This is a genomic window from Mesorhizobium sp. B3-1-8, from assembly GCF_006439495.1.
Lineage (GTDB): Bacteria > Pseudomonadota > Alphaproteobacteria > Rhizobiales > Rhizobiaceae > Mesorhizobium.
Window position 1 is genome coordinate 33439 of record NZ_VFTK01000014.1, and the last position, 23436, is coordinate 56874.

A 23436-nucleotide genomic window follows, 5' to 3' on the forward strand; every position below is an offset into this window, starting at 1 on the left:
CTACACTTTCAATGGGCAATGCCGGAGCCGGCCGCTTCGTCGATCAGGCGGCCGCGGGCGAAGCGGTCGAGATCGAAGGGCCGGCTGATGTCGTGATGCCTGCCGGTGGCAAGCAGATGGGCAAGCAGGGTGCCGCCGGCGGGAATAGCCTTGAAACCGCCCGTGCCCCAGCCGCAATTGAGGAAAAGGCCGGGCAGCGGCGACTCGCCGATGATGGGCGAGGAATCCGGGACGACGTCGACGATGCCGGCCCATTGCCGCATCATCTTGAGCTGGCCGAAGATCGGATACATTTCGAGCATGCCGGCGATCACGCTTTCCAGCACCGGCAGATTGCCGCGCTGGCCATAGGACGGGATGCGGTCGAGCGCGCCGCCGATCACCAGTTCGCCCTTGTCCGACTGGCTGACATAGACGCCGGTGTCGGGCGAGATCACCACCGTGTCGATGATCGGCTTGACCGGTTCGGACACGCAGGCCTGCAGCGCATAGGAATTGACCGGCAGCCGGAAGCCCGCCTTCGCCGCCAGCACCGACGAATGGCCGGCCACCGCCATGCCTGTACGCTCGGCCCGGATTGCGCCGCGCGAGGTGACGACGCCGCGGCACCGCCCATTCTCGATGATGAAATCGGAAATCTCGCAATTCTGGATGATGTCGACACCGAGACGGCTCGCCGCGCGGGCGTAGCCCCAGGCGACAGCGTCATGACGGGCGGTGCCGCCGCTTGGCTGCCAGGTGCCGCCATAGACGGGGAAGCGTGTGTCCGGGCTGAAATTGTAGATCGGCACGACGCGACGCACGTCCTCGACCGAGAACAACTCGCAATCGATGCCATTGACCTGAATGGCGTTGACCGACCGCGCGGCGGTTTCCATTGCGGATTCGCTGTGCGCGAGCGTGAGGATGCCGCGCGCGGAAAACATCACATTGTAGTTCAGGTCTGTCGAAAGGCTCTTGTAGAGGCTGTGGGCCAGCCCGTAGATCGCCGCGCTTTCCGGGTAGAAGTAGTTCGAACGCACCACCGTCGTGTTGCGGCCGGTATTGCCGCCTCCGATCCACCCCTTCTCCAAGAGCGCGATGTTGGTGACGCCGTGATTTTTGGCGAGATAGTAGGCGGTGGCGAGGCCGTGCCCGCCGCCGCCGACTATGATCGCGTCGTAGCGCGGTTTCGGATCAGGAGAGCGCCAGGCCTTTTCCCAACCGGTCTGACCGGCGATGCCCTCCTTGAAGAGCGAAAGCGCCGAATACTGCCTCGTCATGCGCCCAAACCGCCGTCAGAAGCCAGTGACGTCGCTCCACCGCAAGGGCTTGGTCGCCGGGCCTCCAGCTCGAACATGTGCATCGATCGCCTCTTAAGATACCTGCCGTTGGTGCCGAACACCGCAAAGCAGCGCCAAGCACACACTTAGCGTTAATGTACACCTGTGTCCATTCAAAGCTATGAGCTCGCTTTTCGCGCGTTTCACAGATTTTGCGCATTGGTCCAACGAGACCGATAAGCGCCGAAAGCCTTCGTAAGCGGTGTTCCCTGCAAGCTGGACCGCTTTAACTTGGCGCCCCGACACTCACGGCAGCTTTCCGTGTTCAGGACATCAGGCGACCGCGTCGGCACCATGACGGCTTCTTGCTTCAGCGGCGCGCAGGAAAGCAGCAAGCTTTTCGTTGAAGATCGCCGGCTTCAGCAGGAAGGGTGCGTGCTTGCCGTCCTGGATGTCGTCCGGCTCGCCGGTCCATTGCTCGAGCTTGAGGTGCCGGAAATACCGATGGTCCAGAAACGGATCGTCCGAGCCGTTCAGAATGGCGAATGGCATCGCGGCCGAGCGTAGGAAACGCATCTGGCGCGGCCAGTCCACGATCTGGAGCTTGCCCAGCGTATAGGCGCGGGCGCGCCCGTCGGTCCTTCGCACGGCTCGATGGAGGTGGGCCGTCTCCGGCGTTTTCGGACCGGTCGTCGACGCGGCGAAGTCGCGGCTCTCGGCCGGCGACAGGAAGGTCTTGCTCGCCAGAACGAAATGGCTGGTCGCGTCGTAGGCGCGGCCGACATCCTCCGGAACCACCCTGAGCGGTGGCGTGCCGGAAATGGCAAACGCCCTCACGGGATAGCCGCGGGCCGCGAGTTCGATGGCGATATAGCCGCCCAGCGACCATCCGAACACAAAGGGGTTTGCCGCGCCGAGCGCCTTGAGCACGTCTTCGGCCACGTCGGCGAAGGCCTCGACGCTATAGTCCTTTTCCGGATCGGCGTTGTCGGACACGCCGTGGCCAGGCAGGTCGAAGGAGATCACGCGATAGCGGTCGCTGAACGCCTTGAACTGGTTTGCGAACACTTCCTTTGCGGAGGAGTTGCCGTGAATGAAGAGAAGCGCCGGCTTGTCGCCGCCGGTGTCGGCCACGGCGATCCTGCCATGGCGGGTGGCGACCATCGTCTCATGCGCTCCGGTCATCGCTTCCCGCTGGCCGAGGCCGAAGCGGCGGCGCAGCCTGGCCGTCGCCTGCGAACGGACCACGTCGAGCGCTTCACGAAATGTCTGCAGCAAGGCCCACAGGCCACCCGGATAGAAGATCAGGATGACGATCAGCAACAGCGACATGATGATGTTGCGCCAGGCGCCGTAGGCAGCGAAGACCTCCGACACCATGGTCACGAAGAAGGCCGCAAGGATCGGACCCCAGATCGTTCCGGTACCGCCGAGCAAAAGCATCGAGAGCAGCAGGCCAAGCAGCCCGAGGCCGAAATTGTCGGGAGAGGCCACGCGCATGTAGGAGCCGTAGAATCCGCCGGCCACGCCGCTCAGCGCGGCGCTCACCGTCAGCGTGAACAGCCGGATGCGCGTCTCCGACATGCCGCGCGAGATGGCATAGTATTTATGGTCGCGCATGGCCAGGATGGCGCGGCCGAAACGCGAGCGGGTGATCTTGTAGAGGATGATGGTGGAGGCCACCAGCATCAGCAGGGCCAGATAATAATAGCCGACCTTGCCGCCGCGATTGAAGCGGTAGCCGAAGAGATCGAGCGCCGGCAGGCTTACCATGCCCGACGTGCCGCCGGTGATGTCGGACTGGCTGATGATGATCTGGTAGAGCACCTGCGAGGCCGCGATGGTCACCAGGATGATGTAGATGCCTGAAAGCCTGAGGATGGGTAGTGTTATGAGGGCCGCGACAAGCCCCGCGGCGACCCCGGCGAACGCTATGCCTAGCCATGGCGACAGGCCGAGAGTCTGGCCGACCAGCCCGAACGCGTAGGTGCCGATGGTGAAGAGCGCGACATGGGCGAAATTGAATAGGCCGCCATACCCAAGGCTGAGGTCCCAGCTCGAGGCCACGATGCCGAACACGAAGGCCAGCACGAGGAGATGCCGCAGATACATGTTCGAGGAAAGCAGCGGCACAAGCGCCAGCACGGCCAGGACGACCAGAACCGGGATCAGCCCGGAACCGCGGGCAAAGGACGGGCTGTACCGCATCAGACGGATTTCCTGTAGCGGCCAAACAGGCCTTCCGGCTTGGCGACGAGCACGACGATCATGATGGCGAAAAGCACTGTCGGGCTCCAGTAGAGGCCGACGAGATAAGTCATGATAGCCTCGAGCAGGCCAACGATAAAGGCTGCGTAGATCGGGCCCGTGAAGCGCGCGATGCCGCCGAAGATCACCACGATCAGCGCCTTCATCAGCGGGTCGGAGCCCATCGAAGGGTTCATGAAGCGGGTAGAGCCGATCAGGATGCCGGCCAGCGCCGCCAGTGCCGCCGACAGACCGAAGGCGATCGCATAGAGCCGCTCGACATCGATGCCCATCAGCTGCGCCGCCTCGCGGTTCTGCGCCACGGCGCGCATGGCGCGACCAAGCGGCGCGCGCTGCAGGAAAACGCCGAGCGCCGCCAGGATGACGAGCGCCAGCGCCACCACCGCCATCTCGTTGCGGGATATGGTGATGCCGAAGAGCGACATGTCTCCGCCGAGCAGAGGAGAAAGCTGCTTGTTGCGCGGTCCCCAGACGAGGTTGATGACGTTTTCCAAGATGGTCGCGCCCGCCAGCGTGGTGATGACGGATTTCACCACGATGTCCGGGCTTCGTTCGAAAGGCTTGATGAGGAGGTAGTAGACGAGCATGCCGATGACGAACATGCCGATGATGGAGACCGCCGCCCCGGCCAGCAGGCCGGCGGCCGAGGCTTCGGTGCTGGCAATCTGCCAAGCGATATAGGCGCCGAGCGCGATGAACGTCCCATGGGCGAAATTGAAGATGCCGAGCGTCGTCCATACGAGCGCCAGGCCGGTCGCCATCAGCGCATAGAGAGCGCCCAGCACGATGCCGCCGAGCAGGATCAGGTTGAGCGTCTCAAGGGTCAATGGTGATCCTCGCCGAACATCAGTTTCATGATCTCTTCATGCGTGGGCATGTCCGCCTTCTCGATGCGTCGCGAGATGCGGCCGTGATCGAAGAGGTAGAGCGTGTCGATCAGTTCCTCGAGGAAGGCGATGTCCTGATCAACCACGATCAGCGGTACGCCGGATCCCCGGATGGTCTGGATCGCCGACGCGAGCTCCCCGCGCAGCTTGGGCGACAAGCCCAGCGTCGGCTCGTCGAGGATGAGAAGCTTCGGCGCCGCCATAAGCCCGACGCCTATGGCCACCATCTGGCGCTCGCCGCCCGAAAGGAAGCGTATCTTGTGGCCGAGCCGCTCGTGCACCCGGGGAAAGAGCCGGAAGACCGTGTCCAGCGTCTCCGTCGCGTTGGCGCGCCCGCGTGAAGCATAGGGCGCAATCGACAGCGTTTCGGCGACCGTCATGTCCGGGAACAGCAGGTTTCCCTGCGGGACATGGATCAGCCCGGCACGCGCCACCGCTTTCGGATCCATCCGGCGCCGGGTTATGGCGTCGTAGTTGAAATTGCGCCAGCGCCGGCTGCCGCGCGCACCCGGCCGGTTGAGCTGGACGCCGTCGAAGAAAATATCCCCGTCCCACGGATCGATAATACCGGACAAGGTTCTCAGGAACGTCGTCTTGCCGTGGCCGTTCGGGCCGAACAGCCCCACGCTCGCGCCCTGCACCAGCGAAAGGTCGATCTTGCGGAAGATCTGCAGCGGCTCGTAGCCACCATCGAGGCCCCTGACGTCGAGGAGAAGCGTGCCCGTCATCGTGCCTGCCCCAGATAGGCTTCGATCACTTTTGGATCGGCAACGACTTCGGCCGGAAGCCCCTGGGCGATCACCCGGCCCTGGTCGAGGACGATAAGCCGGTCGCAGACCGACATCAGCAGCGGCAGGACGTGCTCTATGAGCAGGATGGCGATGCCGCGCTGGCGCAGCCCGAGAATGAGCGCCTTCATGTGCTCGATCTCGCCGGGCGTCAGGCTCGACGCCGGTTCGTCGAGCAGCAGCACGCGCGGCGACATGGCCAAAGCGCTGGCAATCATCAGTATCTTGCGGAAGAAGATCGGAAGGGTCGCGGTCGGCGCGTTGTGCAGCGTCTGGGGAAAGCCCACCATGTCGAGCACCGCGATCGCGGCGATCTCGTCCCGCCTCTGCCCCTGCCTCTTGCCGCTGTGCTCGATGGCCACCAGCACATTGTCGATAGCGCTCAGCGAGGCGAAGATGCTTTCGCGCTGGAAGGTGCGGGCAATGCCGGAACGGCTCACCTCCTCCGGCGCCACGTTCTGGATCTCCTTCCCCTCGAAAACGACGCGGCCGCTGTCGGCCGGAAAGGGAATGTTGGTCAAGATGTTGAACAGCGTGCTCTTGCCGCTGCCGTTCGGCCCGGCGACGCCGAGTATTTCGTTCTCGGCCAGCGCAAAGCTGACGCCGCCCACCGCGCGCAAACCGCCGAAGGACTTGGTGAGATTTTCAGCCGTAAGGATCATGCAAGACTGCTTTGACGAAAGCGGAACGCTGCTGGGCTTCGGTACCTTGGAGATTTGCCGGCGCGATAGGCCGCGCCGGCAAATCGGACACTTTCGGGTACCGACCGGAAGGCTTCTGCTACTGCTTGATCCAAGGCGGAAGCTTGAAATCGCCCGTAGCGTATTTCTTCGGCCCGATCAGGAAGCGCTTGCCGTCCCAGATCTGGTAGAAGGTCACCGGAATGTGGTTCTCGTCCTGCACGGCGAGATGCGTCGCCTGGTCGAATTCCACCGGCCCCGGCGCGGCGTCGAACTTGGTTTCACCAAGCGCCTTGCCGATCGCGTCATGATCCTTGGGGTCGCCGACCTTCTCCAGCGCCGCGAAGTACATCTCGGCCTCTTCGTAGAGAGCCGAGCCGTAGACGCCCGGAGCGACTTTATACTTGTCCTGGAACTTCTTCAGCACTTCCTGCCCACGCTGCCAGCCGGGCGAGTCGATGGCGCCGCCGATCAGGTTGTAGAGGACGCCGTTCGACTGTTCCTTGGTCAGGTCGACGAATTCGGGAACCGACGGCGCGTATTGCAGGAACACCAGGCTTTGGGTCGGCTGTTCCAGGAACTGTTTCAGGAACAGAGCGGAGTTCGAGGGTTGATAGTCGGTGTTGACCACGAGGTCCGGCGGGTCCTGCCGCACCTTGGCAAGGATAGCGCGCCAGTCGTTGACGGGGCCGAACGGCACCATCTCGTCCACGGTCACGGTCCACCCGGCAGCGGAGAAGGACTTCTTCATGCCTTCCGAGATGACCTTGGAATAAGGGTTGTCGGACGAGATCATCGCCAGCTTCTTACCCGCGGGCTTGAACTTGCCATCGGCGATCAGCCCTTCCAACAGGGGAAGCACGTCCGTCTCGTAGCCCTTGTAGGACGGCGAGAGCGACCAGCAGCAATTGTAGTTGCCCGGGTCCTTGGTCACGATGCCGGCAAACGAACCGGACGGGCCGGACGAGATGTAGGGCATGTTGGCATCGGCGAAGAGATCGACCTCGAAAAGCGACAGGCTGGCATAGCCGGTCAGCACGACCTGTACGCCTTCGGTGTTTATGAGGCGCTGCGCCGCGCTGCTGACGTTGTCGGGCGACCCGTCCTTGACGTCCGCCGAGATGATCTCGAACGTGTGGCCGGCCACGCCGCCGTTGGCGTTCTTTTCGTCAACGGCGAGCTCCACGCCCTTGACGAAATCCGCGCCGTCGGAGGCCGAAGGTCCCGAAAGCGGCGCGAGCACGCCGATCTTGACGACGTCGGCGGCCGCCGCCCCCATTGCCGTGCCCAGAGCCGACGCGCTCAGCGCGCCGACGAGAAGCAACTGTCTCAGTAGTCCCCTCTGCATGAGATCATTCCCCATTTTTGCGATGTTCAGTTCCACGGCATGCCCTTTCAGGCATGACGCGCATGGTCAATCAGCCGGTCGATGAAGCCGAAACAACGTTCGAGCTGCTCGACGGTGATCCATTCGTCGGTTATGTGCGCCTCGCTGTCGCGCCCCGGGCCGCAGACGATGGTCGACATGCCGGCGGACTGGAAGATGCCGGCCTCGGATCCATAGTTCACGGTCGTCACCTCGTTGCGGCCGGCAAAACGCTTGGCGAGCGTTTCGGCGTGCGAGCCCGCATCGAGGACGAATGGCGGAACGTCATAGGCGATATTGGTCACCACGGCGGAGCCGGCGAAGCCTTCCTTCATGGCCGGAACGACCTTGCCGTCGCTGAATGCCCGGAACCTTTCGACCAGCGTCTCCACGACACCGCCGCGAGTAGCGCGGATATCCCACTGGAAGGTGCAGTCGCCGGGTATGGCGTTGCGTGCCGTGCCGCCCTGGACGACGCCGACGCTCACCGTCGTGTATGGCAGCTCGAACGGCGAGTCCGCCTCGGGGGCCGAACGAAGGTCGTTCGCGTAGGAGCGCAATTCTCCCATAAGGTCCATGGCATGGAAGATGGCGTTCACGCCGAGGTCGGGTCGCGACGAGTGACAGGCCTTGCCGGTCACGGTCGTCAGCAGGCCGGCGCTTCCCTTGTGACCGCCGACCACGCCCATGCCGGTCGGCTCGCCGACGAAGACGGCGAGTTGCGGCGGCAGGGTCTTCGCCATGTGTTCGATGATGCCGTGGACGCCCAGGCACCCGACCTCTTCGTCATAGGACAAGGCAAGATGGATGGGCGCGGCAAGCGGCTCCTTCAACATGGCGGGCACGCCGGCCAGCGCGCAGGCGACGAAACCCTTCATGTCCGAGGTACCGCGCCCGTAGAGCCTGTCGCCGTCGCGCCACATGTTGAACGGGTCGCGCGACCACTCCTGTCCGTCGACCGGAACGACGTCGGTATGGCCGCTCAGCACATAACCTGGCCGGTCGGCCGGCCCGATCGTGGCGAACAGGTTGGCCTTGGTGCCCGTCGCGTCGGGGATGACGACGCTCTCCACTCCGAAGCCGGCAAGGTAGGCCTTGACGAAGTCGATAGCCTCCAGATTCGACCGGCTGCTGACGGTGTCGAACCCGACCAGCCGGCTCAAGAGTTCGATCGCGGAGGAATGTGCCATTGTCTGTCCTGGTCCGTCCGGTTCGGCGCGGCGATTGCCGATCAAAGCCGGTAGAAGCGCTTGGCGTTGTCGTGGAACAATTGCGATTGCTCCCGTGGCGACAGGACGGCCGCGATCTTCCTGAAGGTGTCGTAGATCTGGTCGAAGCTCATCTGGATCTTCGAGACCGGGTAATCCGTGCCGAACATGCTGCGCTCGGTGCCGAAACAGTCGATGCAATGCATGGCGACGTCGCGCACGCTTTCCAGCGTCCAGTTGCGATCATAGGCGCCCGGGTTCGATATCTTTATGGCGATGTTCGAACTAGCGGAGATGTGCTTCAGGCCGTCGCGCCAGCGCTGCATGCCTTCCGGATCGCGGTCGATCGGGCTGCCGCAATGATTGATGATGATCTGCAGGCCGGGAAGCGCCTCGGCGATCTCCCGCACGACGCCGGCCTGGTAGGGATACATCATAAGCTCAAGGTTGAGCCCATGCTCCTGCAGCCGCGCGATATCGCGGCGCCACTGCGGATTGCGCCCGAGTTCGGGGTCGGTCACGAAGCATTTCTTGGGATCCGGGTGCCAGCTCAAAATGCCCCGGATGCCGGTCAACCGGCCGAACGCCGCCTGTCTTGCGATGGCGTCTGCCGCTTCAGGCTTGCCCAGCGAGGCGCCGCCGACATAGCGCGAGGCCACGCCCTTCGACTTGTCCAGGGTTTCCAGCCAGCGGGTCTCCCCCACGGGATCGCCGGCCCACAACGCCTCTATATGGACCGTGGCGACGATATTGTGGCCGCGGGAATCGCGCACATAGTCGTCCACGAGATAGTCCGTGGCAATCTCGGAAAGACCGGCCACCGCCTGCACCGAAGGGTCCGTGGGCAGCAGCCATGGATGCTTGCCCATGGAAAGGTCCCACAGGTGATGGTGCGGATCGATGATCGGTCCCGAATACATATACACTCCCGGTGTGGGGATGCGGTCAGACCGGGGATGTCAGCGTTCACGACTCCTTACCGGAACCCGCATGCTAACCGTTCGTATCCGGCCTGCAACCCAAGCAGTCATAGTGATTGCAACACAAATGCCGGTATTGTCTCTTCAGGACACGATTTTGCAGGAAGGACTCCACCGGCATCCATCTCAGTCCACGGCGACGGACCAGCCATGGCTGTCGGGCACGGTCCCGGCATGCAGCCCCGTCAGGTGCTCGAACAGTTTCGCAGCGACCGGCCCCGTCTGGCCACCGTTGACGACGATCTTTTCGTCGCGCCAGGCGAGCTCGCCCACCGGGGAGATCACGGCAGCCGTGCCCACGCCCCACATCTCCTCCAGCGTACCGGCCCTCGACGCCGTCATCACGTCCTCGATGTCGATGGGCGCCTCGGCCACCTCCATGCCCCAGTCGCGCATGAGCGCGAGCACGCTGTCGCGCGTGATGCCGGGCAGAATCGAGTCGCTCAATGGCGGGGTGCGGATGCGGCCGCCGATCTTCACCATGATGTTCATGGTGCCGACCTCCTCCAGGTAGCGGCGCTGGACGCTGTCCAGCCACAGCACCTGGCTGAAGCCCGCGGCGGCGGCCTCGCGGCCCACCTTGAGGCTGGCGGCATAGTTGGCGCCGGCCTTGGCCGAGCCGATCGCGCCCTTGGCCGCGCGCACGCGCGTCTCCGAGACGAGGATACGGACCGGACCAGCGCCTTCCGAATAATAGGAGCCGACGGGGCAGAGGAAGATGAGATAGGTATAGGTCCTGGAAGGCCGCACAACCATGTAGCCCTCGGTTCCCACCATGGTCTGGCGCACATAGATGGCATTTCCACGCTTGGCCGGCACCCAGTCGCGGTCGAGATCGATCAGCTTGCGCATCACCGAAAGCACGAGGTCGGGATCGACCGCCGGCATGCACAACTCGCCCGCGCTGCGGTTGAGACGCGCGATATGGGCCTGCGGCCGGAAGAGATGGATCGAGCCGTCTTCGCGGCGATAGCCCTTGGACCCGTCGAAGATCGACTGGGCATATTGGATGACGGAGGATGAGGGGTGGAGCTGCAGCGGGCCGAACGGCACGATGCGGGGATCGTGCCAGCCACGTCCTTCCGTGTACTCCATCTGGAACATATGGTCGGAGAAGTAGTCGCCGAAGCTCGCCTTGACGTCTTGCGGGATGGGCTTGCGCGCCGCGGCGCGCGTGACGGGAATGTCATGCATGATGTTATGGATATCCTGATTGTCGATGAAGGCGGCAGGCCGTGCCCGCGCAACCGAGGTGCCGTTCAGGCGGGGGACGCCAGGTGACCGAGGCAGTCACCGGCTTCCACTAACGAGAAGGTGCGGATGCAGACTGCGAAACCGCCATGCCTGAAATGGACGGGCACCGGCTCGGCCCAGGGATTGTCCAGATCGTAGATCAGACCGGCCAGCGCGCCGGCCGGCACATCGTCGCCGAGCGCGAAGCGCGGCTCGAAGAAGCCCCGGCGCGAGGCAAAGGCATAAAGGCCCGGATCGTCCATCACCAGCCGGCGGACCTTGCCGCGGCGCTTCGGCAAGGGTGCTGCGGGAGCCAGAATCTTCAGATGCGACAGCACCGAGCGCAGGCCGTTCTCCACGACGGCCAGCCCTTCGGTGTTGACCGTCGAGCCCCCGCCGAACTCTCCGGTGACGAAGAAGACATTGTTCTGGTGCGCATAGTTGCCGATGACGCGGTCTTCGCCGCTCAACGCCCTGATGCTGTCGAAATACACCACGTTCGGCGGGTCGAAGGCGTCGATGAACTCTTCCAGGCGCTGCTTCTGCGCGGGATCGGACCAGCGCGGCGCGAGCAGCGTCGGCAGGTATTGCAGCGAGCTGCCGCCGGCGTGGAAATCGACCAGATAGTCCGAGCGCGGCAACAGCTCGGTGGTCACGTAATGGGCGATCATCTCCGTCGCCGTTCCGTTGCGCTTGCCTGGAAAGGTGCGGTTTAGGTTGATGTCGTCGATGGGCGAGGTGCGGGTGCCGGCGACAAAGGCGGGATAGTTGACCGCCGGAACGACGACCAGCCTTCCCGAAAGCCGGGAAAGGTCGAGCTCGCGAACAAGCCGGGCCAGCGCGATCGGACCCTCATATTCGTCGCCATGGACGCCGCCGGTCAAAAGGACCGTCGGCCCTTCGCCGTTCTTCGCGACCGCGATGGGGATGGCGATGTGGCCATAGGCGGAGCGATGCACGGAATGCGGCAAACGCAGCGTGCCTGTCTGCAGGCCGTCGCGATCGAAATCGATATTCGTTCCGATCATGGACTTGTCGTCGCTCATCGCATCTCTCCAGGCTTCATCCGCATCGACTGGCGAGCCTAGGGCGAGCGGGAAAGGCAAGTCTTGCGCGATAGGGCCTAAAGCGCGTCGCGATCCTTCAGATTCGCTCCATGCGCTTTAGTTATTGATTCTATGCATGTCTTTGTCCCGAAACCGGTTCCCACTTTCGGGAGACATGCATTGATCTTTCGCAGATTGGCCATGGCCGGCGCCGGTCCGGGCCGGTCCATCCCTTCACACAAGCTCGCGCCGCCAGCGCAGCGGGGTCAGGCCGGTAGCCTTACGGAAACAGGTCGTAAAATGACTCTGGTCGGCGAAACCGCAGGTGAGCGCGACGTCGGCCAGCTGCAGCTTCTGTTTCCTCAGCAAGTCCTTTGCGCGATCGACGCGCCTCAGCACAATGAAATTGTGCGGGGTCTGGCCCGTGGACTGGCGGAACATGCGCGTGAAATGCCGCACGCTCCACCCGGCCAAATGGGCGAGGTCCGCCAGCGCGATTTCCTCCTGCAGATGGGCGTCGATATAGTCGCAGACACGCCGCCATTCCCGCGGGGAGAAGGCGCCGGAGGCCGGATGCGGGGTCCCGGCTTTCGCAAGGATGAGAACCTGGCAGATCAGCGCAAGCACCATGCTGTCCGCCAGCATGCGGCCCAGCGGACCTTCCGGATCGCCGAGCGTCCAAAGCTGCTCAAGAAGCGTGCTCACCACGGCGTTGGGCGCGGTGGAGCCGGAAAGCGGCTCGAGCGCCGATGACAGGTCGTCGGGACATTCGGGGCCAAGCAAGCTCCTGACATGGCCGACCGGCACCGCCAGTATGACCAGCTTGCGGGGACCGCCGACGCGCCAGCGGCTCTCGACGTTGGGCGGCACGATGATGAGGTCCCCGGTGCGGGACTTTCCCCCCGCCCACCCGGCCCCCATGTTCCAGTCGTAGGAACAGGCCGGTGCCGACAGGGGCGTTGATATGACGACTTCCTGCACGGCCGGGTCGGCAAGCTCATGCCTCCCCTGCTCGACCAGTATCATGCTGGACCGCCCGGTGCCCTGGATGGTGCGATGCTGCTGGGGAAAGGCGGAGTAGGAAGATTTGCGGTAGAATTCCGCATAATTCTCATACGCTTCCCGCGCGACCTGCAAATCCTCGGCCCTCATGACCGGCCTCCAACGAGTCAAATTCTGCCTCGCAAGTTCGACCTGAAGCGGGTCGGCGTTTCAAGGAAAACTCGCACTGTCCCGCTCACGTTTGTAGCATGAACTTTTCCGGGGATCGCAAGATGCGTTCCCCGGACCGCGCTCTAAGTTTTTGTTTTTATGCATGTCGTTGTCCCAGAACCGCTGCACACTTCTGGGCGACATGCATCAAGGACGCACTTTGCCGGCTCAACGGCTTGGCCCGCTCAGACGAGCGGGTCGGGAGCGGCGCTTTCGCCGCGTCCCTGCTGCAGGATCATCCGTTCGCGATCGGAAGAGGCGCGGCGGAATTTCGACGCCGCCTGATAGTCGGTGTCGTTGTACCAGGCCTGGGCCGTGGCCTCGTCCGGAAACTCGAGGATGACCATCCGGTCGGTGAAGGTCTCGCCCTCGCATGTGGTCACCGGATCGCCGCGCGTCAGGAACTTCCCGCCATACTTCTTCAACGTGGCAGGGGTGAGCGCCGTGTACTTCTTGTAGGTTTCGGGGTCGTGGACCCTCATCGTGCAGATCATATAAGCGGCCATGGCCTCCTCCTTGATTTTCGATCGAGCTTATCGCTTTATCAAAGCGCATTCACGATAAATTTCGTTTGTCATCGCCAACTTTTCGCGCATAATCACCAAGGCTGGAGAAAATTTTAGCTGAAAGCGCCATGATCGCACTGGACGGTATCGACCATCGCATCCTGCGCGAGCTGCGGCAGGACGGCCGCGTCTCGACGGTGGATCTGGCCGAGCGCGTCGGCCTTTCGCCCACGCCCTGCGCGCGCCGGCTGAAGCGGCTCGAGGAGACGGGCGTGATCCAGGGGTATGCGGCGCGGATCGATCCGGCGGCGCTGGGCCTCGGCGTCTGCGTGATGGTTTCCGTGCGCCTGGGGCAGCAAGGCCCGGAAGGAGCCGGCTTGTTTCTCAACGAAGTGGCGAAACACCCGGAGATCACCGAATGCCTGCTCGTGACGGGAAACATCGACTATCTGCTGCGGGTATGGGTGAAGGACATCGCGGCGCTTCGCGAATTCATCAGCAACGTGCTGCAATCGATCCCATCGGTGGCCGAGACGTCGACTATGGTGGTGCTCAACCCCGACGAGACCAATCTCTGATGCATGTCGCCCAGAAGTGTGCAGCGGTTCCCGGATAACGACGTGCATCGAAACGAAGTTGGGAAATCCCGATGCCGAAAACCCCTTAGGTGGTCTGCGGCTTACGACGAATTTGTCCGGCAATCGGCGAGCGAATTGTCGGACGGGAATGGAGAGATTTGATATGGCGTTCGATATTGTTGGTGCCGCACAAGCGCTGGTGCGCGGCCATCAGGACAACACGCAGTTCGCGACGATCGAGGGATTGTCGGATCTTGTCTCCGCCTACAAGGTGCAGGATGCCTATGTCGGGGCGATCATCGGCGACGACCGCATAGCCGGCTACAAGATCGGCCTGACCTCGCACAGCATGCAGAGCATGTGCGGGATCGACCACCCTGTCGCCGGCGCCGTTTTCGGGCGACGGGTGATGCATAGCGGAGCGAAGCTCTCGCTGAGAGGCTACGGCCATCTCGGCCTGGAATTCGAGATCTGCGCTCGGCTAGGGCGCGATCTCGCGCCGCGCGCCGCGCCCTATACGCGCGACGAGATCGCCGCGGCGGTCGACGGCGTCTGCCCGGCGGTCGAGGTGGTGGACGATCGCCATGCCGATTATTCTGTGCTGGATGTGCGCTCGCTGGTCGCCGACAATTCCTGGAATGCCGGCGTGGTGCTGGGCAATTTCGTCGCCCCGCCCATAGCGCTGGAGAAAGTCGAAGCGATCGTCTACCAGGATGGCGCCGAGATCGGCAGAGGGGTCGGCGCCGATGCGCTCGGTCACCCCTATGAGCCGCTGGCCTGGCTGGCCGACCATCTGGGCACCTCCGGCAGGGGCATGAAGGCGGGCGACATCGTCATGACGGGCAGCATCGTGCGCACGCGTTTCCCCGACAAGGCTTTTTCCTATCGGTTCGACATTGCCGGTCTTGGCAGCGTCGAGGTCAGCGGCGCCTGAGGCGCGGCATCATCGGAGAGGACGGATGGATCTTGGATTGAAGGGCAGGAACGCGCTCGTGCTGGGCGCTTCGAAAGGATTAGGCCGCGCCGTGGCCAAGGAATTGCTGGACGAAGGCGCGCGCGTGGCGATCTGCGCCCGCACCGCGGCGGTGCTGGAGCAAACCGCCCGCGAGATCGGCGCGACGGCGCTCGTCTGCGACCTCGCGAAGCCGGGCGCGGCGACGGAACTTGTAGAGCGGGCCAAGGCGACGCTGGGCGCGCCGGACATCGTGGTGGTCAACACCGGCGGCCCGCCCACCGCGCCCTTCGACGAGATCACGATCGAGCAATGGCGCGCCGCCTTCGACAACCTGTTCATGAGCGCGGTGGAGATCGTGCGGGCGGTGCTGCCTTCGATGCGCGAGAAGAAATGGGGCCGCGTGCTGTTCGTGACCTCCATCGCCGCGAAGGAGCCGATCAACCGCTTCGCGCTCTCCAACTCGCTGCGCGCCGGCATCCACGGACTGATCAACACGCTGAGCAAGGAAGAGGGCGCCAACGGCATCACCTTCAACGCGCTGATGCCGGGTTATACGCTGACGGAGAGACTGGCGGACGCGAAGCTCGACCTGGAAAAGGTGAGCCAGGCCATACCCGCCAAGCGCATCGGCCGTCCCGAAGAGTTCGCGGCGCTGGCAGCCTTCCTCGCCTCCGACCGCGCCTCCTACATCACCGGCCAGGCCGTCGCCTGCGACGGCGGCGCGCTCTGGTCCATCTGAGGGCGGCTTCACTCGCCATGAAGGCCTATTCGAACGAGTAGGTAAATCCTTCCGGCGACGCGCCGACGGTGACTTTCGCCATCTTCTTGCCCTCGAGCGAGCGGTTGAGCACGCCGCGGCTGAGTTCCGGCAGCAGCGTGTTGGTGAGGATGGCGTCGATCATGCGCCCGCCGGACTCGATCTCGGTGCAGCGCGCCTTGACCAGGTCCATCACGCCGTCGCCGATGACCAGCTCGGCATCGTTGGTTGCCTTGAGGCGCTTGGCGATCTTGGCGAACTGGTGCCTGGCGATCGCCTCGATCATCGCATCCGAGAGCGGATAGTAGGGAATGGTCACCACCCGGCCGAGGAAGGCGGCCGGGAAGACCTTCAGCAGCGGGGCGCGCAGCGCGGTGTCGAGATCGTCGATGCCGGTGCGCACCGTGCCGTTCCTGGTGCGGTCCATGATGACGTCGGAGCCGACATTCGAGGTCAGCAGGATCAGCGTGTTCTTGAAGTCGATGCGCCGGCCCTCGCTGTCATCCATCATGCCCTTGTCGAAGACCTGGAAGAAGATCTCGTGCACGTCCGGATGCGCCTTCTCGACCTCGTCGAGCAGGATCACCGAATAGGGTTTCCTGCGCACCGCCTCGGTCAGGATGCCGCCCTTGCCGTAGCCGACGTAGCCGGGCGGCGCGCCCTTCAGCGTCGAGACGGTGTGCGCTTCCTGGAATTCGGACATGTTGATCGAGATCAGGTTCTGCTCGCCGCCGTAAAGCGTCTCGGCCAGCGCCAGCGCGGTTTCGGTCTTGCCGACGCCGGAGGGGCCGCAAAGCAGGAACACGCCGACCGGTTTTTCCGGCGCGCCAAGGCCGGCGCGGCTGGTCTGGACGCGCTTGGCGATCATTTCCATAGCGTGGTCCTGGCCAACCACGCGCTCGGACAGGGTCGCTGCGAGCTTCAGCGCCTTCTCGGTCTGGCTGGATAGCATGCGTCCGGTCGGGATGCCGGTCCAATCCTGGACCACGGCGGCAACCGCATTGCGGTCGACCGACGGCAGGATCAGCGGCGCCTCGCCCTGCGCGTCGGCAAGCTCGGCCATCAGTTCGCGCAGCCGCGCGAGATCGGCGGCGGCCTCATCAGCCGGCTCGGCGGAAGCCGTTTCGGCCTTCGCAATCTTGGCTTTCGAGGACTTTGCCTTCTTCGACTCGGCAGCCTTGCCGTCGCCGGCCTTGCTCTCGCCAGCCTTGCTCTCGCCAGCCTTGCTCTCGCCAGCCTTGCTCTCTCCAGCCTTGCTCTCGGGCGCCTTTTGTTCGGGCGCCTTTGCCGCGCCCTCGACGCTCCCCGTCTCCGCGGCGGCCTCTTCAACCGCAGCCTCGTCGAGCGGCACGCCCTCGCCGCGCAGCTTGGCGCGCAGGTCGAGGATTTCGCTCACCAAAGCCTTCTCCCGGTCCCAGCGCGCCTGGGCAGCGGCCAGACTGGTCTCGGTTTCCGCCAGCCCGGCGTCGACACGAGCCTGCCGGTCGGCGACGTCGATGCCGATCGCCGCCTCGCGGCCGATGATGCCGCTCTCGACCTCGAGCGCCTGGCGGCGGCGCAGGATGTCCTCGACCTCGGCCGGCGTCGCATGCTGCGAGACCGCGACGCGGGCGCAGGCGGTGTCGAGCAGGCTGACCGCCTTGTCCGGCAATTGCCTGGCCGGGATGTAGCGATGCGAAAGCGAGACCGCCGCCTCGATCGCCTCGTCCAGGATCTGCACCTTGTGGTGCTGCTCCAGGACGCCGGCAACGCCGCGCAGCATCAGCACGGCCACGGCTTCCGAGGGCTCGTCGATCTTGACCACCTGGAAACGGCGGGTCAGCGCCGGGTCCTTCTCGATGTGCTGCTTGTATTCGGCCCAGGTCGTGGCGGCAATGGTGCGAAGCTCGCCACGCGCCAATGCCGGCTTCAACAGATTGGCGGCGTCGCCGGTGCCGGCCGCGCCGCCGGCGCCGATCAGCGTGTGCGCCTCGTCGATGAACAGGATGATCGGCACCTCGGAGGCCTGGACCTCGTCGATGACCGCCTTCAGCCGCTTTTCGAACTCGCCCTTGACGCTGGCGCCCGCCTGCATCAGCCCGACATCGAGCATGCGCACGCTGACGTTCTGCAATGTCGGTGGCACGTCGCCCTGGGCGATGCGCAATGCAAAACCCTCGACCGCCGCTGTCTTGCCGACGCCCGCCTCGCCGGTCAGGATCGGGTTGTTTTGCCGGCGTCGCATCAGGATATCGACGATCTGCCTGATCTCCGGATCGCGGCCGACGACAGGGTCGATCTTGCCGTTGCGGGCGCGTTGGGTGAGGTCGGTTGCGTATTTCGCCAGCGCCGAATCCCCGCCCGGACCGCGCTTCATCGGCGTCTCGGTAGCGGCCGCGGCGGGCGGTGAGCCGGCTTCGAGAGAGCCTTCGGTGACGTCTGCGAAGCGGGAAACGACACCGTCCGCGTCGATCTTGTCGAATTCGGCGCTGATCTTGGACACCAGGCCTTCCAGCACCGGCGTCTTCAGGCAGGCAAGCAGGATATGGGCGCTGCGCACCTCTTCCACGCCGAACTCCAGCGTCGCCAGGTTCCAGCCTTCCTGGATGGCGTGGAAGATGTGGTCGGAGAATTCCTCCACCGAGGTGGCGCCGTAGGGCAGCTTGTCGATCGCACGGGTCATGTCGGCCGTCAGCCGGCTGGCATCGATACCGGCGTCGGCGACGATCATCTGCACATCCGAGCGCTCGGACAGCACCAGTTGCTGGATGAAATGGACAAGCTCGACATAAGGATTGCCGCGCAACTTGGCCGTGTCGGCCGCGGCCTTGAAGGCGCGCACCCCCGTGGCGTTGAGCTTGGCAACCAGTTCCTTACGCTTGAAACTCTGCGATGACCGGCGCTGTTCCATCGAACCTGCTCCCGCAACCTGCCGACCGTACCCTGCCATATAAGCTGCTGCTTGACAAAGCCGCGTGGCGGATAAGGTTTTTGAATCTATCCGGGCGGCACCGCCCGGTTACACAAGCCTTGCAAACTCGCTGCAACAAACACCGGATTGCTGTCCGGGCTATGCGAGCCATTTCACATACCGGGTCCGGCAATCGCGCAATGGGTTTGGCCAAAGAAAGAACGGTCGCGTTTAGCTTCCGTTAGTTTTTGCGCAGGTGCTCAATTGTCGTCGCGTGAGGCCGGTGATAACGTTGCGTCACATAGGGGTCTCAGGGCCGCTGGCTGGGGGTTGGTGTGATTGATCTCGCACTCTGGCTGAATCCTCTGAACGGTGAGAATCCGTCGGGAGAGGACTTGCGCAACGACCCGGCCTTTCATGAGCTGGAGCGCTTGACCGAGCCTCAGCTCAAAGTTGTGCATGACGGCAACAGCAAGCCCGCGTCGCAGTCCAGTCCAGTCGACTGGGCGGCGGTGCTCGAAAGAGCCGAAGAGTTGCGCACCCGCGGCCGGGACCTGCGCCTGCTGGTCATCGTCGCGCGGGCCTTGGCCAACGAGGAAGGGCTGGCCGGCCTCGCCCAAGGGCTGACGTTGATTGCGCGAACCTTCGAGCAATACTGGGACACGATGCACCCGTCGCTGCGGACGGGCGCGCCACGCGAAGCTGCCTTACGGCGCATCAACGCGCTGCTCGATCTGCAAAACGGCCAAGAAGGCTTGCTGGCGAACCTCAGGCAGGTGGCCTTCTTCTCCCCGCGCGCGATCGGGCCGATCAGCGGCCGGGACCTGGAACAGGCTGCGCTCGACGAACGCGTCATGCTCCAGGAAGCAGCCTCTGGCCTCGGGACCGCCGAAAAGGCGGCGCTGACGAGCGCCCACAACCAGCTGTTGAACCGCGTGCGCACCGGATGCGCGGCGCAAATCGATCAAGCAGCGGATGTAATGACGTCGCTGCTGGCCGACGCACGTGCCGCGATCGCCGCGCTCGAGGCGGTGGACACCGCACTCAACGCCCGCATCGAAGGCCATGGCGCCACCGTCCCGGAATTGAAGAAGTTCCTGCAGCGTTTGCTGACGACGCTGGAGCGGAATTCCAGTGGCGGCGCCACGGCGAACGGCGCCGCAAAGTCCGCTCCGCAGGCGGCAGCGGAATCAGCGATGCCCGCCCGCAACGGTCATGGAGCCGAGACGATGGCAAGTGTGGCAAGCCCTGTGGACGCGAGCGCCGGTCTGCCGGACCGGATCAACTCGCGCGACGAGGTCGTCAAATGCCTCGACCTCGTGGTCGCCTTCTACGACCGCACCGAACCGTCCAGCCCCATCCCGCATCTCGCCCGGCGCGTGCGCCGGATGGTGCACATGGATTTCGTGGAACTGATGGAAGATCTCGCCCCGTCGGGGCTGAAGGAGTTCCGGCAGCTTGCCGGCGTCCCCGATCCCAAGAAGCCGGCCCAGAAGGATGAAAGGTAGAAAAGCATGCCAGCAGAGAGCAAAGCGAAGGTCATCGAAAGAAACCGCGCGCCGCGCGTGCAGATCGCCTACGATGTTGAAACCTACGGCAGCCCGACGACGATCGAACTGCCGTTCGTCATGGCCGTGATGGCCGACCTTTCGGGCGCTTCGCAGACCAAGGAAGCGTCGAAGTCGGTGCTTGACCGCAATTTCGTCGAAACCGACGCCAACCGCTTCCCGAAATTCATGGAAGCGATGGGGCCGCGGGTCAAGGCGCGGGTGAAGAACACCCTGCCGCAGGCCGAGGGCCAGGAGCGGGACGAAGAGCTCATGGTCGATCTCACCTTCTCCAAGATGGGCGACTTCGCGCCGGACAAGGTCGCCGAGCAGGTCCCGCAACTGGCCGAAATCCTGAAGATGCGCCGTCAGCTCGAGGAGTTGCTTGGCTTCATGGACGGCCGCGTCGACGCGGAAAAGCGCATAGCGCAGCTTCTGAACAACGAGCCGCTGCTGAGCAAGATCGCCAGCCAGGCGATGGATGACGGCAAGGGCGAGGAGTAAGTCATGGCCGAACAGCAAAAGACCGCAGCCGCCACCGCCGAGGCGGAAGCCATCGATCTTGGCGAATTCAGCGGCCTCCTTGAAAAGGATTTCAAGGTCAAGAAGGACGACAGCGAGAAGCTGCAGCAATTGGTGCGCAACCTGGCGCTTGCCGCGCAATCGCGCTCCGAGACCACGACCATCTCGTCCAATGCGATCAAGTCGATCAAGTCGCTGATCGCCGGCATCGACAAGATGCTGACGACGCAGGTCAACGAGATCCTGCACGCGCCGGAAGTGCGCGAGATGGAAGGCACGTGGCGCGGCCTCTGGTACCTGATCAACAACACCGAGACGGACACCAAGCTGAAGATCCGGGTGATGAACATCTCCAAGGAGCAGCTGGCCGACACGCTCGAAGACTATGAAGGCCAGATGTGGGACCAGAGCCCGATCTTCAAGAAGGTCTACACGGACGAGTATTCGATGCTGGGCGGCGAGCCGATCGGCTGCATCATCGGCGCCTATGAATTCTCCAACCATCCGCGCGACGTCGGGCTGCTGCGCAACATTTCCGGCGTCTGCGCCTCGGCGCATACGCCGTTCATCGCAGCCGCCTCGCCACGGCTGTTCCGCATGGACAGCTGGCAGGAACTGCCGAACCCGCAGGACCTGCAGATGATCGTGAACAACCCGGCCTATGCCTCATGGCAATCGCTGCGCGAAAGCGAGGACGCACGCTATATCGGCCTTACCATGCCGCGCGTGCTGGCGCGCCTGCCCTACGGCTCCGAGACGGTTCCGGTGAAGGGCTTCACCTTCGAGGAAGAGGTGGGCGGCGACCACAACAAATATGTCTGGATGAATGCCGCCTTCCCGATGGGCGTGAACATCAACCGCAGCCACAAGCTCTATGGCTGGGGAACGCAAATCCGCGGCGTCGAGAACGGCGGCACGGTGCTCAATCTGCCGGTGCACGCCTTCCCGACCGACGACGGGTCGATCGCGATGAAATGCCCGACGGAAGTCGCCATAGACGACCGGCGCGAGGCGGAACTGGCGAAGCTCGGCCTGATGCCGATCCTGCACCGCAAGAACACTGATCTCGCGGCCTTCATCGGCGCGCATTCGCTGCAGGACGACGAGACGCGCGCCGGGCGTCTGGTCGACCCCGACGCCCAGTCGAACGAACGGCTGAGCGCGAACCTGCCCTATCTCTTCCCGGTCTCGCGCTTCGCGCACTACCTCAAGGCGATCGCGCGCGACAAGATCGGCTCGTTCAAGGAACGCACCGACATGGAGACCTGGTTGACCGAATGGATCAACCGGTACGTGCTGGCCAACCCTGCCTTTGCCGACGACAAGGCGCGCGCCAAGCGCCCGCTTGCCGCGGCCGAGGTCCAGGTCGACAGCGTCGAAGGCCGGCCCGGTTACTACAATGCCCGTTTCTATCTGCGTCCGCACTACCAGCTGGAAGGCATCAACGCCTCGCTCCGGCTGGTGTCGGAATTGCCGTCAGTGAAGGGCTGAAATCGCAGTCATCTTGTTTCGTTTGAAAGCGGTGGAGAAAGACAATGCCTGATAGAGCCGATGCGCCTTCGATGAAGATCGACGGCTTCCTGAAAGTCCCGGATATCAAGGGCCCGAGCAAGCGCGACGGCCATGAGGACGAGATCGAGATCCATGGCGTCGATTACAAGATGATCGCGCCTTACGATCCCAATTCGCTGTCGCGGCGCGGCCGCGTGTCGATGGGAATGATCAAATTCTTCAAGCACTACGACAAGTCGTCGCCCTACCTGAAGAAGGCGCTGTTCGAGAACAAGGCGCTGGACGAAGTGGTGTTCTCGGCCCGCCGCACCATTGACGGCGAGACCAGCGACTATCTGGTCGTGACGCTCACCGACGCCTCCGTCATGGAATACGACATGCGGCAGGCCCACGACGAGGCGGACCTGATCGAGGAAGAAGTCAGCTTCGCCTACAAGAAGATCAAGTTCGTCTACGACAAGGACGACGAGATCGAAATGGACGTCTATGTCGGCAAGTGAGGCCAAGCGGCCTGGCGCGAAAGCGCAGCTTGCCGGCAGTTCGCGGGCAAAGCGCGAGGCGGTCCAGCCCTCCCTCTGGGACCGCCTCGTCAACGACTTGCCCGGGCTGACGTCGGAGATCGACGGGCTGCGCCGTCTGCTGGAAGAAGAACTCGGCGCCGAGCGCGTCGAGGCTCTTCTTGCCGGCAGCGCGCGCGTCATCGATGCCGATGCCGAACTGACATCCGAGCAGAAACGACGATTGCACAGACTGGTCTTCCAGACCGAGCATCGCACCGAGATCGAAAGCCGCGGCGTGGTGGTGTCGGCGCGGGTGCTCAGGGAAGCGGTGCGGCGCGACATCGAGGCCCTGTTCAACACCGAGCGTTTCGAGTCCGTACCGATGCTTTCCGACGCCGAGCACGAACAGCCTTTGGATGAGCTGCCGCCGCTCGGCGACTTTCCGGAGGTGCGCCGCAGCGTCGTCAACTATGGCGTGCCGTCGTTTTCCGGCCGCTCGTCGCGGGATTTCGACCGCGACACGCTGGCGCGCGAGATCCGCGCGGTGCTCGCCACTTTCGAGCCGCGCCTCAAGGAAAGCGCTACGACCGTCAACGTCACGCTTGGCGACAAGACCGTCGGCCTCAAGATCGAGATCGACGCCGTGCTGATCATGACGCCGACGCCGGAACGCATGCGGCTGCGCACCACGATCAATCTCGACAACGGCCTGGCGCGAACCGAATTCCGGGAGACCTGA

General features: G+C 63.9%; 21 protein-coding genes. 8 read left to right on the top strand and 13 right to left on the bottom strand.

The window, feature by feature from the left end; translation table 11 throughout:
- Window positions 1-8 precede the first annotated feature (8 nt).
- The 12 genes from FJ424_RS14875 to FJ424_RS14930 all read right to left on the bottom strand — a co-directional run bounded on the left by FJ424_RS14875 (window position 9) and on the right by FJ424_RS14930 (window position 13436).
- The gene (locus FJ424_RS14875; RefSeq protein WP_140659176.1) at window positions 9-1262 is read right to left on the bottom strand and encodes a sarcosine oxidase subunit beta family protein; all 1254 of its coding nucleotides are present in this window, start codon (window positions 1260-1262) and stop codon (window positions 9-11) included.
- A 333-nt stretch (window positions 1263-1595) separates the two neighbouring features.
- Window positions 1596-3470, bottom strand: coding sequence for an alpha/beta fold hydrolase (locus tag FJ424_RS14880; protein WP_140659175.1), 1875 nt, complete (start codon window positions 3468-3470; stop codon window positions 1596-1598).
- Window positions 3470-4357, bottom strand: a complete 888-nt coding sequence (locus tag FJ424_RS14885; protein ID WP_140659174.1) for a branched-chain amino acid ABC transporter permease — start codon at window positions 4355-4357, stop codon at window positions 3470-3472. Before FJ424_RS14885 ends, FJ424_RS14880 begins: the two co-directional genes overlap by 1 nt.
- Window positions 4354-5145, bottom strand: coding sequence for an ATP-binding cassette domain-containing protein (locus tag FJ424_RS14890; RefSeq protein WP_140659173.1), 792 nt, complete (start codon window positions 5143-5145; stop codon window positions 4354-4356). The genes FJ424_RS14885 and FJ424_RS14890 overlap by 4 nt, the downstream gene beginning before the upstream one ends.
- Window positions 5142-5867, bottom strand: coding sequence for an ABC transporter ATP-binding protein (locus FJ424_RS14895; RefSeq protein ID WP_140659172.1), 726 nt, complete (start codon window positions 5865-5867; stop codon window positions 5142-5144). Before FJ424_RS14895 ends, FJ424_RS14890 begins: the two co-directional genes overlap by 4 nt.
- Before the next feature lie 118 nt (window positions 5868-5985).
- Window positions 5986-7233 carry an ABC transporter substrate-binding protein gene (locus FJ424_RS14900; protein ID WP_140659171.1) on the bottom strand — a complete coding sequence of 416 codons (1248 nt, stop codon included), beginning with the start codon at window positions 7231-7233 and terminating at the stop codon, window positions 5986-5988.
- A 47-nt stretch (window positions 7234-7280) separates the two neighbouring features.
- On the bottom strand, window positions 7281-8441 hold the full coding sequence (gene argE / locus FJ424_RS14905) for an acetylornithine deacetylase (protein ID WP_140659170.1): 1161 nt from the start codon (window positions 8439-8441) through the stop codon (window positions 7281-7283).
- A 41-nt stretch (window positions 8442-8482) separates the two neighbouring features.
- A complete protein-coding gene (locus tag FJ424_RS14910; protein ID WP_140659169.1) occupies window positions 8483-9379 on the bottom strand; it encodes an amidohydrolase family protein in 897 nt (298 codons plus the stop codon).
- Between the two features lie 186 nt (window positions 9380-9565).
- Window positions 9566-10633: a branched-chain amino acid aminotransferase gene (locus tag FJ424_RS14915; RefSeq protein WP_140659168.1), complete on the bottom strand. Its 1068-nt coding sequence runs from the start codon at window positions 10631-10633 to the stop codon at window positions 9566-9568.
- Between the two features lie 65 nt (window positions 10634-10698).
- Window positions 10699-11718 (bottom strand): succinylglutamate desuccinylase/aspartoacylase family protein, encoded by a 1020-nt coding sequence (locus FJ424_RS14920; protein ID WP_140659167.1) that lies wholly within the window; start codon window positions 11716-11718, stop codon window positions 10699-10701.
- A 234-nt stretch (window positions 11719-11952) separates the two neighbouring features.
- Window positions 11953-12870 carry an AraC family transcriptional regulator gene (locus FJ424_RS14925; RefSeq protein ID WP_140786364.1) on the bottom strand — a complete coding sequence of 306 codons (918 nt, stop codon included), beginning with the start codon at window positions 12868-12870 and terminating at the stop codon, window positions 11953-11955.
- A gap of 245 nt (window positions 12871-13115) precedes the next feature.
- On the bottom strand, window positions 13116-13436 hold the full coding sequence (locus FJ424_RS14930) for a DUF1330 domain-containing protein (RefSeq protein WP_140654773.1): 321 nt from the start codon (window positions 13434-13436) through the stop codon (window positions 13116-13118).
- A 128-nt stretch (window positions 13437-13564) separates the two neighbouring features.
- Between FJ424_RS14930 and FJ424_RS14935 the strand changes: the two genes are divergently transcribed.
- The 3 genes from FJ424_RS14935 (at window position 13565) to FJ424_RS14945 (ending at window position 15708) form a co-directional block, all read left to right on the top strand.
- Window positions 13565-14014: an Lrp/AsnC family transcriptional regulator gene (locus FJ424_RS14935; protein ID WP_140654770.1), complete on the top strand. Its 450-nt coding sequence runs from the start codon at window positions 13565-13567 to the stop codon at window positions 14012-14014.
- A 163-nt stretch (window positions 14015-14177) separates the two neighbouring features.
- The gene (locus FJ424_RS14940) at window positions 14178-14948 is read left to right on the top strand and encodes a fumarylacetoacetate hydrolase family protein (protein ID WP_181182074.1); all 771 of its coding nucleotides are present in this window, start codon (window positions 14178-14180) and stop codon (window positions 14946-14948) included.
- A gap of 25 nt (window positions 14949-14973) precedes the next feature.
- On the top strand, window positions 14974-15708 hold the full coding sequence (locus FJ424_RS14945; protein ID WP_140654764.1) for an SDR family oxidoreductase: 735 nt from the start codon (window positions 14974-14976) through the stop codon (window positions 15706-15708).
- Window positions 15709-15733: 25 nt separating this feature from the next.
- Here FJ424_RS14945 and FJ424_RS14950 read toward each other — a convergent pair whose 3' ends face one another.
- Window positions 15734-18616 (bottom strand): AAA family ATPase, encoded by a 2883-nt coding sequence (locus tag FJ424_RS14950; protein WP_140654760.1) that lies wholly within the window; start codon window positions 18614-18616, stop codon window positions 15734-15736.
- Window positions 18617-18951: 335 nt separating this feature from the next.
- On the opposite strand from FJ424_RS14950, the gene tssA reads away from it, so the two are divergent.
- The 5 genes from tssA (at window position 18952) to tssE (ending at window position 23436) form a co-directional block, all read left to right on the top strand.
- Window positions 18952-20124: a type VI secretion system protein TssA gene (tssA, locus tag FJ424_RS14955; RefSeq protein ID WP_140654758.1), complete on the top strand. Its 1173-nt coding sequence runs from the start codon at window positions 18952-18954 to the stop codon at window positions 20122-20124.
- Between the two features lie 6 nt (window positions 20125-20130).
- Entirely contained in the window at window positions 20131-20667 is a 537-nt protein-coding gene (tssB, locus tag FJ424_RS14960; protein ID WP_140643156.1) for a type VI secretion system contractile sheath small subunit, read from the top strand.
- A gap of 3 nt (window positions 20668-20670) precedes the next feature.
- Complete coding sequence (gene tssC / locus FJ424_RS14965; protein WP_140654756.1) at window positions 20671-22176, top strand: type VI secretion system contractile sheath large subunit; 1506 nt, start codon at window positions 20671-20673, stop codon at window positions 22174-22176.
- 71 nt (window positions 22177-22247) lie between these two features.
- Window positions 22248-22697 (top strand): Hcp family type VI secretion system effector, encoded by a 450-nt coding sequence (locus FJ424_RS14970; RefSeq protein ID WP_181166839.1) that lies wholly within the window; start codon window positions 22248-22250, stop codon window positions 22695-22697.
- Window positions 22684-23436 (top strand): type VI secretion system baseplate subunit TssE, encoded by a 753-nt coding sequence (tssE, locus tag FJ424_RS14975; RefSeq protein ID WP_140654754.1) that lies wholly within the window; start codon window positions 22684-22686, stop codon window positions 23434-23436. Before FJ424_RS14970 ends, tssE begins: the two co-directional genes overlap by 14 nt.

Coding starts and splice junctions, on each gene's coding strand:
- FJ424_RS14875 (WP_140659176.1), bottom strand. CDS start 1,262: ATGACGAGGCAGTATTCGGCGCTTTCGCTCTTCAAGGAGGGCATCGCC.
- FJ424_RS14880 (WP_140659175.1), bottom strand. CDS start 3,470: ATGCGGTACAGCCCGTCCTTTGCCCGCGGTTCCGGGCTGATCCCGGTT.
- FJ424_RS14890 (WP_140659173.1), bottom strand. CDS start 5,145: ATGACGGGCACGCTTCTCCTCGACGTCAGGGGCCTCGATGGTGGCTAC.
- FJ424_RS14895 (WP_140659172.1), bottom strand. CDS start 5,867: ATGATCCTTACGGCTGAAAATCTCACCAAGTCCTTCGGCGGTTTGCGC.
- FJ424_RS14900 (WP_140659171.1), bottom strand. CDS start 7,233: ATGCAGAGGGGACTACTGAGACAGTTGCTTCTCGTCGGCGCGCTGAGC.
- argE (WP_140659170.1), bottom strand. CDS start 8,441: ATGGCACATTCCTCCGCGATCGAACTCTTGAGCCGGCTGGTCGGGTTC.
- FJ424_RS14910 (WP_140659169.1), bottom strand. CDS start 9,379: ATGTATTCGGGACCGATCATCGATCCGCACCATCACCTGTGGGACCTT.
- FJ424_RS14915 (WP_140659168.1), bottom strand. CDS start 10,633: ATGCATGACATTCCCGTCACGCGCGCCGCGGCGCGCAAGCCCATCCCG.
- FJ424_RS14920 (WP_140659167.1), bottom strand. CDS start 11,718: ATGAGCGACGACAAGTCCATGATCGGAACGAATATCGATTTCGATCGC.
- FJ424_RS14925 (WP_140786364.1), bottom strand. CDS start 12,870: ATGAGGGCCGAGGATTTGCAGGTCGCGCGGGAAGCGTATGAGAATTAT.
- FJ424_RS14930 (WP_140654773.1), bottom strand. CDS start 13,436: ATGGCCGCTTATATGATCTGCACGATGAGGGTCCACGACCCCGAAACC.
- FJ424_RS14935 (WP_140654770.1), top strand. CDS start 13,565: ATGATCGCACTGGACGGTATCGACCATCGCATCCTGCGCGAGCTGCGG.
- FJ424_RS14940 (WP_181182074.1), top strand. CDS start 14,178: ATGGCGTTCGATATTGTTGGTGCCGCACAAGCGCTGGTGCGCGGCCAT.
- FJ424_RS14945 (WP_140654764.1), top strand. CDS start 14,974: ATGGATCTTGGATTGAAGGGCAGGAACGCGCTCGTGCTGGGCGCTTCG.
- FJ424_RS14950 (WP_140654760.1), bottom strand. CDS start 18,616: ATGGAACAGCGCCGGTCATCGCAGAGTTTCAAGCGTAAGGAACTGGTT.
- tssB (WP_140643156.1), top strand. CDS start 20,131: ATGCCAGCAGAGAGCAAAGCGAAGGTCATCGAAAGAAACCGCGCGCCG.
- tssC (WP_140654756.1), top strand. CDS start 20,671: ATGGCCGAACAGCAAAAGACCGCAGCCGCCACCGCCGAGGCGGAAGCC.
- FJ424_RS14970 (WP_181166839.1), top strand. CDS start 22,248: ATGAAGATCGACGGCTTCCTGAAAGTCCCGGATATCAAGGGCCCGAGC.
- tssE (WP_140654754.1), top strand. CDS start 22,684: ATGTCGGCAAGTGAGGCCAAGCGGCCTGGCGCGAAAGCGCAGCTTGCC.